Annotated in this window: 14 protein-coding genes; 5 read left to right on the top strand and 9 right to left on the bottom strand. The window is 69.7% G+C overall.

The genetic code is table 11. The features are described 5' to 3' along the window. Window positions 1–4: 4 nt before the first annotated feature. From V4Y04_RS28210 to V4Y04_RS28195, 4 genes are read right to left on the bottom strand one after another with little or no spacing between them, the layout of a single operon-like run. Window positions 5–811: an HpcH/HpaI aldolase family protein gene (locus V4Y04_RS28210; RefSeq protein ID WP_332431159.1), complete on the bottom strand. Its 807-nt coding sequence runs from the start codon at window positions 809–811 to the stop codon at window positions 5–7. After that, window positions 796–1,581 (bottom strand): 2-oxo-hept-4-ene-1,7-dioate hydratase, encoded by a 786-nt coding sequence (gene hpaH, locus V4Y04_RS28205; protein WP_332431158.1) that lies wholly within the window; start codon window positions 1,579–1,581, stop codon window positions 796–798. The genes V4Y04_RS28210 and hpaH overlap by 16 nt, the downstream gene beginning before the upstream one ends. Before the next feature lie 2 nt (window positions 1,582–1,583). Then, window positions 1,584–2,294, bottom strand: coding sequence for a GntR family transcriptional regulator (locus V4Y04_RS28200; RefSeq protein ID WP_332431157.1), 711 nt, complete (start codon window positions 2,292–2,294; stop codon window positions 1,584–1,586). Then, window positions 2,291–3,046 (bottom strand): hypothetical protein, encoded by a 756-nt coding sequence (locus V4Y04_RS28195; protein ID WP_332431156.1) that lies wholly within the window; start codon window positions 3,044–3,046, stop codon window positions 2,291–2,293. Before V4Y04_RS28195 ends, V4Y04_RS28200 begins: the two co-directional genes overlap by 4 nt. Window positions 3,047–3,111: 65 nt before the next feature. Here V4Y04_RS28195 and V4Y04_RS28190 point away from each other — a divergent pair, with 65 nt between their 5' ends. Next, complete coding sequence (locus tag V4Y04_RS28190) at window positions 3,112–3,771, top strand: GntR family transcriptional regulator (RefSeq protein WP_332431155.1); 660 nt, start codon at window positions 3,112–3,114, stop codon at window positions 3,769–3,771. Between the two features lie 12 nt (window positions 3,772–3,783). On the opposite strand, the gene V4Y04_RS28185 is transcribed toward V4Y04_RS28190, so the two are convergent. The 5 genes from V4Y04_RS28185 to V4Y04_RS28165 all read right to left on the bottom strand — a co-directional run bounded on the left by V4Y04_RS28185 (window position 3,784) and on the right by V4Y04_RS28165 (window position 10,059). Continuing rightward, the gene (locus tag V4Y04_RS28185; protein WP_332431153.1) at window positions 3,784–5,103 is read right to left on the bottom strand and encodes a DUF3500 domain-containing protein; all 1,320 of its coding nucleotides are present in this window, start codon (window positions 5,101–5,103) and stop codon (window positions 3,784–3,786) included. 25 nt (window positions 5,104–5,128) lie between these two features. Further along, complete coding sequence (locus V4Y04_RS28180) at window positions 5,129–6,175, bottom strand: amidohydrolase family protein (protein WP_332431152.1); 1,047 nt, start codon at window positions 6,173–6,175, stop codon at window positions 5,129–5,131. Then, window positions 6,172–7,707, bottom strand: coding sequence for a sugar ABC transporter ATP-binding protein (locus V4Y04_RS28175; RefSeq protein WP_332431151.1), 1,536 nt, complete (start codon window positions 7,705–7,707; stop codon window positions 6,172–6,174). Before V4Y04_RS28175 ends, V4Y04_RS28180 begins: the two co-directional genes overlap by 4 nt. Before the next feature lie 77 nt (window positions 7,708–7,784). After that, on the bottom strand, window positions 7,785–8,942 hold the full coding sequence (locus V4Y04_RS28170) for a sugar ABC transporter substrate-binding protein (protein ID WP_332431150.1): 1,158 nt from the start codon (window positions 8,940–8,942) through the stop codon (window positions 7,785–7,787). A 73-nt stretch (window positions 8,943–9,015) separates the two neighbouring features. Next, entirely contained in the window at window positions 9,016–10,059 is a 1,044-nt protein-coding gene (locus tag V4Y04_RS28165) for an ABC transporter permease (protein WP_332431149.1), read from the bottom strand. Window positions 10,060–10,262: 203 nt separating this feature from the next. Between V4Y04_RS28165 and V4Y04_RS28160 the strand changes: the two genes are divergently transcribed. Genes V4Y04_RS28160 through V4Y04_RS28145 form a run of 4 tightly spaced genes read left to right on the top strand, consistent with a single transcriptional unit; the run spans window position 10,263 to window position 13,662 of the window. Further along, on the top strand, window positions 10,263–11,009 hold the full coding sequence (locus V4Y04_RS28160) for a dienelactone hydrolase family protein (RefSeq protein WP_332431148.1): 747 nt from the start codon (window positions 10,263–10,265) through the stop codon (window positions 11,007–11,009). Window positions 11,010–11,048: 39 nt separating this feature from the next. Further along, window positions 11,049–12,347 carry an FAD-dependent monooxygenase gene (locus V4Y04_RS28155; RefSeq protein WP_332431147.1) on the top strand — a complete coding sequence of 433 codons (1,299 nt, stop codon included), beginning with the start codon at window positions 11,049–11,051 and terminating at the stop codon, window positions 12,345–12,347. After that, a complete protein-coding gene (locus tag V4Y04_RS28150; RefSeq protein WP_332431146.1) occupies window positions 12,344–12,814 on the top strand; it encodes a nuclear transport factor 2 family protein in 471 nt (156 codons plus the stop codon). The genes V4Y04_RS28155 and V4Y04_RS28150 overlap by 4 nt, the downstream gene beginning before the upstream one ends. Then, complete coding sequence (locus V4Y04_RS28145; protein ID WP_332431145.1) at window positions 12,811–13,662, top strand: fumarylacetoacetate hydrolase family protein; 852 nt, start codon at window positions 12,811–12,813, stop codon at window positions 13,660–13,662. The genes V4Y04_RS28150 and V4Y04_RS28145 overlap by 4 nt, the downstream gene beginning before the upstream one ends. The last annotated feature ends 3 nt before the right edge of the window (window positions 13,663–13,665 follow it).

Here is a 13,665-nt window from a genome sequence, read left to right as displayed (position 1 = left end):
TCCTTCACTTGCCGGCGCGGCCCGGACCGGGCGCGCCGATGAACCGCTCGGCCAGGGCTTCGGAGCCTCGGGCGAGCATGGCGACGTCGGCGCCGACGAGGACGAACGACGCGCCCTGGTCGAGATAGGCGGACGCGACAGCCAGGTCGAAGGCGTTGACGCCGACGGGCTTGCCGACGCCGCGGACGGCCTCGAAGGCCCGCTCGACCGCGGCCACCACGTCGGGGTGGGTCTGACGGCCGATCAGGCCCATCGACGCGGCGAGGTCGGACGGACCGACGAAGACACCGTCGACGCCGTCGACCGCGGCGATCTCGGCGGCGTTCCCGACTCCGGTGACCGACTCGATCTGGACGAAGAGCGAGACATGGTCGTCCCCGTTGGCCAGGTAGTCGTCGACGCGGTTCCACCGGGCCGACCGCGCGAGGGCCGATCCGACCCCGCGGTTGCCGCGCGGCGGGTAGCGCACCGCCCGCACGGCCGCCTCGGCCTGCTCCGGAGTGTCGATCATCGGCATCAGGATGTTCTGGGCACCGAGGTCGAGGATCTGCTTGATCATGACCGGCAGCAGGCCCGGCGCCCGGACGAGCGGGCTGACCGGGTAGGCGGCGACCGCCTGGAGCTGCGCGAGCACCGACTCGAGCTGGTTGGGCCCGTGCTCCATGTCGATCAGCAGCCAGTCGAGGCCGCTGCCCGCGCAGATCTCGGCGACGAGCGGGCTGCCGCTGCACACCCACATGCCGATCAGGGGGCGGTCGGAGGCGGCGAGCGCCTCGCGGAAGGTCGGCGGAAGGTTCACCGGAAGCTGCACGAGATCGTTCCCATCGTTCCGTAGTCGCAGAGCACCGTGTCGCCGCGCGACACCCACATCGGCCGGGTGAAGGATCCGGCGAGGATCAGTTCGCCGGCGTCGAGGCCGGTGCCGTGCTGGTGGAGCTTGTTGGCGAGCCACGCGACGCCCGTGGCGGGGTGGTTGAGCACACCGGCGGCGACGCCGGTCTCCTCGATCGTCTCGTTGCGGTAGAGCAGCGCGGAGATCCAGCGCAGGTCGACCGCGTCGGGTGCGACGGGGGTGCCGCCGAGCACCAGGCCGCCGTAGCCGGCGTTGTCGGCGATGGTGTCGACGATCGTGCGTCCCTCGAGTTCCAGGTGCGAGTTGAGGATCTCCAGCGCCGGGACGACGTACTCCGTCGCACGGAGCACGTCGAAGACGGTGCAGTGGGGGCCCTTCAGCGGCGCCTTGAGCAGGAAGGCGAGCTCGACCTCGATGCGGACGTTGGAGAACTCGTCGAACGGCACGACAGCGCCGTTCTCCCAGACGGTGTCGTCGAACATCACGCCGTAGTCCGGCTCGGTGATGCCCGTCGCCGCCTGCATGGCCTTGGACGTCAGACCGATCTTGCGGCCGACGAGGCGGCGGCCGGCCGCGATCCGCCGGTCGCGCCAGAACCCCTGGATGGCGTACGAGTCCTCCACCGTCGCCTCGGGGTACCGGGCGGTGATGCGCGGCAGCACGGCGCGATCGGCGTGTGCCCGCTCGAGCTCGGCGGCGAGGTCGGCGAGGGTCTGGTCGGAAAGCATCGTCAGGCTCCTTGGTTGACGCTGTCACTGCGGTGAGGGCCGTGGGCGCCGTGGGTCTTGTGGGTGCGGAAGGCGTCGAGGGAGCCGGTGCGGTGCCGGCGCACGGCCTGCTCGATCCGGTCGGGCGTCCCGCCCCCCTCGATGAGGTCGAGCAGGTCGTCGTGCTCGCACACGGACTCCTGGGGCCGGTGGGGGACGAACCCGAAGATCGAGTCGCGCATGTGGCCCAGCCGGGACCACTCCGCGTCGACCATCTCGAGGAGCCGGGGGTTGGGGCACCTGGAGTAGAGGGTGTGGTGGAACTCCTGGTTGAGCGCGCTGAAGCGCCGGAAGTCGAAGTCGCTGAGTCCGCCGCGCATCGCCGCGTTGAGTTCCCGGGCGTGCGCCAGGTCCCGCCGGGTGAGGTGCGGCGTCGAGAGCGCCGTCGCCGCGCTCTCCAGCACGGTGATGACCTCCATCGCGTGGATGTAGCGGTCCGGGTCGGCCATGGAGACGCTCGCGCCGACGTTGGGCTCGAAGGTCACCAGGCCCTCGGCCGTGAGGTGGCTGATGGCCTCACGGACCGGCACCACGCTCATGCCGAGCTGGGCGGCGAGCGTCGTCAGGACGAGGCGGTAGCCGGGACCGAATGCCCCGGACGTGATCCGCTCCCGGATCCACTCGTAGGCGACCCGCGACTTGCTCGCGGCCGGTGCCGGCCGGGTCCGGGTCACGAGGTGGCCCGCGCCGTGTCCGACGGCGCCGTCTCCGGCCGGGCGGAGCGTTCGGCCTCGTACTTCGCCCGCCATTCGGCGTTCATCGGGAAGAGCCCCTCGACGGGGTGTCCCTCGGCGACCTTCCGGGCGATCCAGCCGTCCTCCTCCTCCTGGGCGATGGTGGCGTCGGCGACCTCCTCCGCGATCCCCGGCGGGATCACGACGACCCCGTCGGTGTCGCCGACGAGGATGTCGCCGGGCTGCACGGTGGCACCGCCGCACGCGATGGTGAGGTCGGCGTCCCAGGGGACGTGCTTGCGGCCGAGCACGGCGGGGTGCGGCCCCGCCGCGAAGACGGGGATTCCCACGGTGGCGACGGTTTCGGCGTCGCGCACCCCGCCGTCGGTCACGATGGCTGCGGCGCCGCGGGCATGGGCACGGATCGCGAGGATGTCGCCGAGCGTGGCCGATCCCTTCTCGCCGCGCGCCTCGATGACGAGGACCTCGCCCTCCGCCACGGAGTCGAAGGCGCGCTTCTGCGCGTTGTAGCCGCCGCCGTGGCTTGCGAAGAGGTCCTCGCGGAAGGGGACGAAGCGCAGCGTCCGGGCGGTGCCGACGAACTTCTGTCCCGCCACCAGGGGACGGACGCCGTCGATGAACACGCCCTCGAGGCCACGGCGGCGCAGCTGGGCCGAGAGTCCGGCGACGGGCGCCGACTCGAGCTTCGCCCGCAGCGCCGGGGTCAGGGGGGAGGGGGGTGTGGTGTTCAAGGGAGGGCTCGCTTCAATATCGTGAACGGAATTATCGTGTACGGAATTGTGGTTGGATCTGCTTCATGGCGACCAAGACCGAGCAGGCATTCATGATCCTCAAGGAACGGATCATGAACGGCACTTACGGACCCGGGCACCGCCTGGTCATCGATCAGCTGGTGCGCGAGCACGGCATCAGCTCGGTGCCGTGGCGCGAGTCGCTGCGCCGGCTCGAGGCCGAGGGCTGGGTGGAGATCGTGCCCAACGTCGGCGCGCTGGTGGCGACGTTCGACACCGACGCGTGGCAGCAGGGCCTGCAGATCGTGGCGCGCCTCGGCGGCTACGCGACGGCGCTGTCGGCGCCCCATCTGACCGAGGCCGACCTGACGGCGGCCCACACACTGGACCGGCAGATGAAGGAGGCGCTCGCCGACTTCGACCCGGCCCGCTTCGGCCGGCTCAACCGGGAGTTCCACCGGCTGCTCGCGTGCCGCTGCCCCGACCGCCGCCTCGTCGACATGGTCGACAACGAGTGGGCCCGGCTCGAAGTCGTCCGCAAGTCGGCCTTCTGGTACGCCCCCGGCCGCGCCCAGGCCTCCATCGCCGAGCACGAGGGCATCCTCCAGCTCATCGAGTCGGGCGCGTCGGCCGAGGCCATCGAGGCGGCCGCGAAGCAGCACGAGATCAACACCATCGAGGCGGTCACGAAGTACGAGGCCACCCTGCCCGAACAGCGGTTCTGAAGGGGACACGGATCACTCGCCCCGCTCGCGCCACCGGGCGATGAGCGCCTTGGCGTAGTCGTTGCCGTTGGGGTGCCGGAGCGTCGTGTGCACGTGGAACCGCGCGGGCAGCTTGTTGCTCAGCCAGACCCCGGCGTGGTCGTCGAACTCGGCGATCAGCACCGGGCTGTGCACCCGGAAGTAGAACGGCTGCGAGCCGTCCGTCGCGCCGTACCAGGAGAACCAGGTCTCGTCGACGTGCGCGTCGTACTCCGCCAGCGCCGGCTCGCGCTGCTCCTCGACCAGCAGGTGCAGGAAGTCGGCGACGACGCGGCGGAGCAGGTCGCGCTGGGCGTCGTCGAGCTCGTCCGCCGGGATCCCCTCGTACGGGATCACCCGGTTGTCACGGAACGCGCCGGCGACGTGCCGCTCGTCGGCGGGGTGCAGCCGTCCCTCCGGCATCGCCGGGTCGAGTACGGACTCGAAGACGACGGCCCGGGCGCGCTGAGCGGCCGTGAGGGAACCGGCCAGTTCGAGGGCGAGCCGCTCCCGCGCCGCGAAGAGCGGCTCGTGGACGCCGTCGTCCATGAGCGCGGGCTCGGCGCCGAGGAAGACCGGTGCGATGACGTGCCGGCCCCCCACGGAGACGAAGTTGAGGGCCACGTGGTGGCCGAAGAGCTGCCAGCCCCACGGCTCACCCGCCGCTCCCGCCGACGGGTCGCCGAAGACGGAGAACCAGTAGCTGTGCCGGTTCATGACCGTGGGCAGGCCGACCAGTTCGCCGAGGTGGCCGTTGAGCTCCATCGCACCCGAGACCCGGGCGTAGCCGTCGGAGCTCAGCGACGCGCGGAGGATGTCGTGGATCGCCGACTTCTTGTCGTCGGTGAGCACCTCCATCCTCAGCCCCACGCGGTAGACCATGAACTCGGGGTTGCTCCATGCTCGCCACTGCGGTGCGTCGATGTCGTAGCGCACCGCGTCCAGCTCACCGGGGGTGAGCATCCCGAGGAAGCGAGCGGCGGCCTCGGAGGGCCCGCTCCCGGTGTCCGACGGCGCGGTGCCCGGCAGGGCGTAGAGCCCCTCGCGCACCGTGCCGTCGGAGGTGATCCCGACGAACGGCTCCCGGTAGAGGCCGTCCCAGTGGACGAGGAGGTCACGCAGGAAGGGCGCCTGGTAGCGGTCCTGGGCGAACTCCTCGTAGGTCATCCCGCGGACCTCGGCGAGCTTGTGGTCGTCGAGGTCGAGCAGGAAGGTGCGATAACTGTCGTCGGTGAGCTCGACCGCCTCCTCACGGCCCGTCGTGCGGGAGGTCGTGAAGAAGCCGTCGATGTCCTCGTCAGGTATGGCGCTCATCGGTCTCACTCTGCTCGGGTGCGGGTCAGATCGGGAGGTTGAACATCTTCTTCGCGTTGCCGTAGAACACGGCCTCGCGGTCGGCGTCGCTGATGTCGAGCTCGTTCTTGACGAAGTCGACGCCCTGGCTCATCCAGGAGCGGAAGACGGGGAACGAGGAGCCGAACATGTAGTGGTCGGCGCCGTTGATCTTCAGTGCCGCCTCGACCTGGATCTTGCCCCAGGAGTGCGGGTGGGTGAGGTCGAAGAAGATGTTGTTCTCGAGGTACTGCTTGATCTTGTCGCCACCGGTCGTCGACAGGCGCTGCATCGCCTCGCCGGCCTTGGGAGCGCGCGGGGTGAGCAGAGCCGTGGCCGCGAACCAGTTGCCGCCGAGCATCGTGTGGGTGAACTTGAGGTCGGGGAACTCGTCGAACATGCCGCTGAAGAGCTCGCGTCCGACCGCGATGCCCTGGTCCATGATGCGGCCGTACTCACGACGGAAGTTCTGGTAGTCGATGACCGACTTCCACTCCACCGGGAGCGGCGTGTGGTGGACGATGACCGGGACCTTCTTGTCGTTGAGCACCTTGAGATAGGGCTTGAAGGCCTCGTCGTCGAGGTAGAGCTGGCCGTAGTGGCAGGCGAGCTGGACGCCCACGGCGCCGTTGTCGAGGCAGCGCTCGAGCTCGTAGATGTTCTCCTTGCCGCCCCACGGCGGGACGCAGGCGGTCGAGAACAGGCGGCCGTCGGACTCGGCGACGATCTTGGCGGCGTTGTCGTTGACCGCCTTGCAGGTCTCGAGGCCGAGCCACTCCTGCCAGACCGGGACGCGCATGATGCCGTAGTCGACGCCGGCCTCGTCCATCGCCTTCAGCTTCGCCTCGGTCGAGTAGTCGCCCTCGACGTAGTTGAGGTTGGGGTAGCCCTTCGGCTTCTCCAGGACCAGCTGCTTCTTGCCGTCCTCCATGGTGATGACGCTGGCGATCTCGCCGAAGCCGCGCGGAGCGCTGTTGAGGAAGCCGTTGAGGATCTTCTCGTTCGTGAACAGGTCCTCGGGCAGGTGGTGGATGTTGATGTCGACGACGGTCATGACACTCCTTGCGGGCTGCGCTCGCGCAGCTTGGTGCGCGAGCTGTCGGTGTAGATGCTTTCGACGATGTCATGCGGCGTGAACTCACCCGTGAGCTCGCGCCCGACGACACCGTTGCTGAAGACGAGTACGCGATCGCACAGCAGCGCGAGCTCGTTCTCGTCGGAGCTGGCGACGAGAACGGCGCGACCCTCGCGGGCAGCCCCGCGGACCGCCTCGACGATGGTCTTGCGCGCGCCCACGTCGACGGCCTGGGTGGGCTCGTGGAGCACCAGCAGCGCCGGGTCGGTCGCGAGCCACTTGGCCAGGAGCACCTTCTGCTGGTTGCCCCCGCTCATGTTCTTGAGCACGGCGTGCGGCCACGGGGGTCGCACGTCGAGGCGCTCGATCCAGTCGGCCGCCAGCTGTTTCTCGGCTGCGTTCCGCAGCGGCCGCACCTTGCCGGAGGCGGTCGCGGTGCAGGTCTGCGGGAACGAGATGTTCTCCGTCACGGTCATTCCGCCGACGAGACCGGCCGACTCGCGGCCCTCCGGGACGAGCGCGATGCCGCTCTTGATCGCTGAGGCCGGCGACAGGCCCTTGAGCGCGACCTGCCCCGCGGGCAGGGTCACGGTGCCGCCTTCCGCCTCGCTGACGCCGCTGATCAGGTAAGGGACGTCCTCGTGGCCCGACCCGCTGAGGCCCGTGACGCCGACGACCTCACCGGGTCGGATACGCAGGGACAGCTCGCGCACGGTGCGTCCCGTGAGGCTGTCGACCACCACGGGGGCGGCGTCTTTCGCGGTGCCGGCCGCCGTGCGGTGCTCGAGGCCCTCGACCTCGCGCCCGAGCATGAGGTGAGCGAGGTCGGCTTTCGTCATGCCCTCGACATTCTTGCCGGCCACGACGATCCGGCCGTCGCGGAGCACGGTGACCCGGTCGGCGGCCTCCACGACCTCCTCCAGACGGTGCGTGATGAGCAGGGCCGAGGTGCCGGTCGCGACGATGCGGTCGAGCAGGGCGAAGAACCGCTCGAGCGCCTCACGGCCGAGGGCACGCGTCGACTCGTCGAAGATGATGACTCCGCGGCCGTCCTCGAGGTCCTGCACGGCACGGGCGATCGCGACGACCGCCTTCTCGTCCTCATGCAGATCCGCGACCTTGCTGTCGAGCGGAATCCTCCGCGGGCCGAGTCGCTCGAAGACGGCCTGCGTCGCCGCGGCCTCGGCCTTCCAGTCGATCCGGCGCAGGAAGCGCGAGCCCTTGAACCGGCCGAGCCGGGTGTTCTCCAGCACGGTGGCGTCCGGCACCAGGCCGAGGTTCTGGTGCACGACCGCGACCCCCGCGGCACGGGACTCGTCGGGCCGGATCGGGAGCCGCAGGTCGACGCCGTCGACCGTGACACGGCTGCCCGCGTCGGGGCAGTGGAGACCGGTGAGGATCTTGGCGAGGGTGGACTTGCCCGACCCGTTCTGCCCGATGAGGGCGTGGATCTCTCCGGGACGCACATCCATGGCGACGTCGCGCAGGACCGTGGCGCTGCCGAAGGTCATCGAGACCCCCTCGACAGCGAGCCGGGGGGCCGGCGGGAGAACGGTCTCTCCCGCCGGGGCCGACTTGTGGAGCCCGCTCACGCGACGCCCCACAGCTTCTTGAAGTCGTCGGTGAAGGTGGCCGGGCCGAACCACTCGCCGGAGAGCTCCGCCTCCTCGGTCAGCTTGACGTCGTCGATGTTGTCCTTCGTGAACAGGCGGGTCGGGATGTTGTACTCCGGCACCGGCCGGCCGAGGATCAGGCGCAGCGCCGCATCGGTGTTGACCCAGCCCTGGAAGGCCGCGGCCTGGGCGGTGACGGCCGCCAGCGAACCGGACTTGAGGGCCTTCAGGCCGCCGAGGGAGGCGGAGCCGGTGACGACCTTGATGTCCGTGCGCGACGTCTGCTGGACACCGCCCTGGGTCGGCTGCAGGTACTGCTCGAACTGCGCGTCGACGTAGTTGATGCTCGGGTCCTTGAGCAGCACGGCGCTGGTCGAGGAGGGGACGAGCGCGAAGTTGGAGGACGTGACCTTGTTGATCGTCAGCTTGCAGTCGGGGCAGCTCTTCTTCAGCGCGGCCTTGGCGTCGGCGACGTAGCTGGCGGGCGACGGGCCGTCGGAGCTCTGGTTGACCAGGATGTTGGCCTTGCCCTTGGCGTCCGCGGCGATCCAGTCGAAGATGCGGATCTGCTGCTCGGTCCCGGGGACGTGCACCCAGGTGAGCGTCTTGGAGGCCGGGTGGGCGGGGTCGGGCACCTGGTTGCTGATGACGACCGGGATGCCGGCCTTCTGCGCGGCGTCGAAGCCGTTGGCGGCCAGGCCGTACGGGATGGCGTCCGCGATGATGGCCGCGGCCTTGGCGTCCGTCGCCTGGCCGATGCAGCCGCCGATGTCGGTCGGCGTGCCCTTGCCGTCGCAGACCTGGAGGCGCAGGCCCGCGGCCTTGGCGGCGACGGCGAGCGTCTTCTCCGTGGTGGTGAACATCGGCGCCTGCTTGGTGATCGGGACGTAGTAGACCGTCTTTCCGGCGACGGAGCCGACCTTGTCGAGCTTCTCCGTCGGGACGGGGTAGGCGTCCAGCGCCTTCATCGCGGCGGCCAGCTTGTCGTCGGCCGCGGCGGTCGCGCCGTCGGCGCCGGCGGACGCGGTGTCCTTCGAGTCACCGCCGCAGGCGGCGAGGGAACCGGCGAGGAGGGCGACGCCTGCGGCCGCGGCCCAGGTGCGGGCGCGACGGGTGGAACGTGCGGGTCTCATGGCGAACTCCGTTGTTTGCTGAGAATGACACGGTGGCGGGGGCTGCTGATCCGGGAGAGCGACCGGCGGGTGATCAGCGCGAGCGGCTGCGCAGCACGGTCGAGATGGTGACGGCGACGACGAGGACGCCGCCGTAGAAGACGCTCGTGACCCATGAGGTCGCGCCCAGGAGCTGGAGCCCGAGCACGCCGGTGGCCAGGAAGAAGACGGCGATGAGGGTGCCGATCGGGTTGAACCGCCCCGGCTGCAGGATCGCCGTGCCGAGGAAGGTCGCCGCGAAGATCGGCAGCAGGTAGCTCTGCGACACGTTGGGGTCGAAGCCGCCGGTGGCCGCTGCGGAGAGCACTCCTCCCACGCCGGCGATGAGGCCCGCGGTCGTGAAGGCCCCGATGCGGACACGTGTCACGCGCACACCGGCCAGTCGGCTGACCTCACGGCTCTCACCGACGAAGCGCATGGTGCGGCCCAGCGGCGTGAAGTGCAGGACGTAGGCGAACCCGAGCATGAGCGCGAGCCCGTAGAAGAAGCTGATGGGAAGGCCGGCGACCGGCAGGAGCGCGATGTCCTTGAAGTCCGTGGGGAGGCCGCTGACCGGCATCAGGTCGGAGACCCAGAGCGCGATGCCGAGGAGGAAGGTGCCCATGCCGAGCGTCACCACGATGGTGTTGACGCCGACCTTGACCACCAGCCAGCCGTTCACGGCGCCCACCGCGGTGGACAGGACGATCGCGGCGAGCGCCGCCGCCCACACGCTCCACCCGTGGTTGACGTTGAGGACCGTCAGCATGATGGCGGCGAGCCCGAAGTTGGAGGCGACCGACATGTCGACGAACTCACCGACGATGATCGTGCAGAGCAGGGCGGCGGTCAGAAAGACGAGCGCCGCCTGGTTCTGACTGCCGAAGATCACCTTGAGGCTGCCCGACGCCATGAAGGCGTCGGGACGGAGGACCGCGAAGAGGACCGCGAGCCCGATCCAGACTCCGATGACGGCAAAGCGGGAGGCGAACCAGGCCCCGCCACTGCTGTGCTTCACAGGGGCGGCCGGGGCGGAGGCCGGTGCGGGCGGCGATGTCACGCCGGTGGTCGGCCGGGCGGCCGTGGGCATCTCTGACATGGGATCGGGCGCTCCCTGGCTGGTACGTACGGGCTGTGGTGCCGAACACTTCAGGATCGTGTGCGAAACCATATACAGAATCGCCTGTAACGCAAGACCCTCTGTGGCCGCAAATCGTGGTTGAAATCGTACACGATCTCGCCTACGGTTTCGGATCACCGTGTGGCGCATGCCATACCCCATACGCAGAGAGGCAGGGAACCGTGACCCAGGCAGCCGGCCGTGACGTCGAGTACCAGCACGAGGGGACCCGCATGCTGGGTCTGGTCATGGCGCCTCAGGGCGAAGCGGCCGGCGACTCCTCCGCCGCCGCGGTCCTGCTCATCCACGACGCCTTCGGCGTCAGCGAGGAGATGATCGGCCACGCGACGCGGCTCGCCGCGGCCGGACATCCGGTGTTTCTGGCCGACGTATGGGGCGAGCGCGCCACGCCTGCCTCGGTCGCCGAGATCGGGCCGCTGATCGGTGCCATGGCCCAGGACCGCGACCGGTGGCTGGGGCGCGTCGCCGCCGCCCACGCGGCGCTCGACGCGCAGCCGGAGTTCGCCGGCCGTCCGCTGGCCCTCCTCGGTTACTGCTTCGGCGGCTCCTCGGCGCTCGAGTACCTCCGCACCGGGGCAGTCGTCGCCGGCGTCGCCGCGGTGCACCCCGGGCTCGACCTGCTCGACCAGGACTGGAGCACTCCGGGATCGGGCTCCGTGCTGCTGATGATCGGCGCCGACGACCCGATGGCGACGCCTGACATGCGGCACCGGCTCGAGGAACACCTGAGCTCCGCCGGGCTGGACCACCAGTTCCACCTCTACAGCGGCACCACCCACGCCTTCACCAGCCCGAAGGTCGCCGCCTCCCCCGAGCCCGAGGTGTTCGCCTACAACGCGCGCAGCGCCGCGCGCGCCTGGGCGGCCACCACCGGCTTCCTCGCCGAGCTCTCCGCTCCGGCCTCCTGACCACCCACCCGTCCCCCCTCAAACGACGAGGACAACGACATGACCACCACCGATCTCGACATCGCGATCATCGGCGCCGGGCCGGCCGGCCTGCTCACCGCGCTCCGCATGCACCAGAAAGGCTTCCGCCCGGTCGTCTACGAGCTCGTGCCCGAGCTCAAGCCGCTCGGCGTCGGCGTCGACATCAAGACCGTCGGCACGGCCGAGATCGACGACCTCGGCCTGCTCGAGGAGTTCCGTGCGATCTCCGTCGACGCGGAGGACTCGATCTTCTACAACCACTTCGGCCAGGAGATCTACGCCGAGAAGTGCGGCGTACACATGGGTTACCTGCACGAGCAGCGCTTCGTGCACCGGGGCACCCTCCAGATGCTGTTCTACAAGGTCGCGCTCGAGCGGCTCGGCGCGGACGCGATCCGCCTCGGCACCGGTGTCACCGGCTACTCGCAGGACGAGACCGGTGTGACGCTCCACCTCCTGCACGCCGACGGCCGCACGGAGCAGGTGCGCCACGCGGCGGTCATCGCCGCCGACGGCATCAAGTCCGCCATCCGCAAGCAGATGTTCCCCGAGCTCTCCGAGCCGCACTTCTCCGGCATCACCATGTGGCGCGGCACCACGGTCATGGAACCCTTCCGCAACGGCCACACGATCCTGCACATCGGTGACCCCAACATCGCCTCGATGATCGTCTACCCCATCGCCGACAACTTCGAGGGCACCGGCAAGACGCTGGTCAACTGGGTCGCCGAGACCAACGGTGAGGAGACCATCGAGGACTGGAACCAGGTCGGCGACATCAGCGAGGTCATCCCGCTCTTCGACACCGTCAAGCTGCCGTTCCTCGACGTCCAGCAGATGATGCGCGAGGCCCGCGAGGTCTACCTCTTCCCCCTGATCCGCCACGACCCGCTCGACAACTGGGTCGACGGCCGGGTCGTCCTGCTCGGCGACGCCGCCCACGCGATGTACCCCCGCGGCGGCAACGGCATCACCCAGGCGATGCTCGACGCCCGCGTCATCGTGGACAAGCTCGCCGAGACCCCGGACGACCCGCACGCGGCCTTCGTCGCGTACGACGCGACTCGCCGCGAGGGCGTCAACCGGATCGTGATGAACATGCGCGGCGAGGGCTACGAGGTCATCCGCCGCATGGTCGCCGAGCGCACCGAGGGCGCCCCCCTCAGCGACATCGAGGAGGTGCTCCCGCTCGCGGAGGCCGACGAGATCTTCAGCAAGTACCACGCGCTGGTCGGCTCGCCCCGTCCCGGCTTCGAGGCCGGCGAGGCGACGGGCTACCGCACCAACGACCTCGAAGAGTACGGAGCCAAGGCATGACCGTCGCCCCTGTCGTCCTGGCCGACGAGGCCACGCGCGCGGCGATCCTCGATGTGGAGGAGCGCCGTCAGCGGGCGCTGCTGGAGATCGACCTCGACACGCTGCGCGACCTGTACGACGACTCGCTGATCCACACCCACGCGCCCGGCCTGACCCACACGAAGGCCCAGCTCCTGGAGCACGTCGCCACCCGCGCGCCCTACAAGGGCGCCACTCGCGGCGAGCTCACCATTCGTGTGATCGGCGACGTCGCGATCATGACGGGCCGCCTGATCAACCGCCTCGGCAGCCCGGACGGCTCCGAGCGCACGGTCGCCGGCCAGGTGATCCAGGTGCTGCGGCGCTGCGAGGACGGCGCCTGGCGCTTCGTGAGCTTCCAGATGACCCCGGACGGCGAGCACGTCTGGACCCCCACCGCCGACGAGAAGGCCGGCCTCGACAAGATCGCTCAGGAGGAGCAGAAATGAAGATCGCGCGCTTCCACACCGCCGACGGGCCGACGCGGCTGGGGCGTGTCGACGGTGACCGGATCATCGACATCTCCGACGTCGTCGGGGGCACGTCGCTGCGGTCGATCCTGTCCGTGCTGCCCTCGCTGAAGCAGGAGATCCTCGCGGTCGACGGGACCTCGCACGCACTCGCCGACGTGGTCCTCGAGGCCCCGATCGACAACCCGCAGAAGTACCTCGGCATCGGTATGAACTACAAGGAGCACGCCGAGGAGGCGCGCGCCGCGGGCATCCCGATCCCGGAGAACCAGATGTGGTTCAACAAGCAGGTCTCCTGCATCGTCGGCCCCTACGACGGCATCGTGAAGCCCGACCTCTCCGACGCTCTCGACTACGAGATCGAGCTCGGCGTGGTGATCGGCCAACGCTGCAAGCACGTGTCCGTCGAGGACGCCCGCTCGGTCATCGCCGGGTACCTCGTCACCAACGACGTGTCGGTCCGCGACTGGCTGCAGAAGAGGTCGCCGACGTTCACGCTCGGCAAGTCGTTCGACACCCACGGCCCGATCGGCCCGTGGCTGACCACCGACGACGAGATCGCCGACCCGCTCGACCTGCGGATGACCCTCAGCGTCAACGGCGAGGTCCGCCAGGACTGGCCGACGAACGACATGGTCTACGACATCTACGAGCAGATCGCCTATCTCTCACAGGTCTTCACCCTCATGCCCGGCGACATCCTCGCCACCGGCACACCGGCGGGCATCGGCGCGATGCAGGGCAAGTTCCTCAAGGTCGGCGATGTCGTCCGCGCGGAGATCGAGGGCCTCGGCCACATCGAGAACCGCGTCATCGCCGAGGGCTGAGCG

The sequence above is a fragment of the Streptomyces sp. P9-A2 genome (assembly GCF_036634175.1).
GTDB classification, from domain to species: Bacteria; Actinomycetota; Actinomycetes; order Streptomycetales; family Streptomycetaceae; genus Streptomyces; species Streptomyces pratens.
This window is presented reverse-complemented; position numbering and strand designations above follow the sequence as displayed.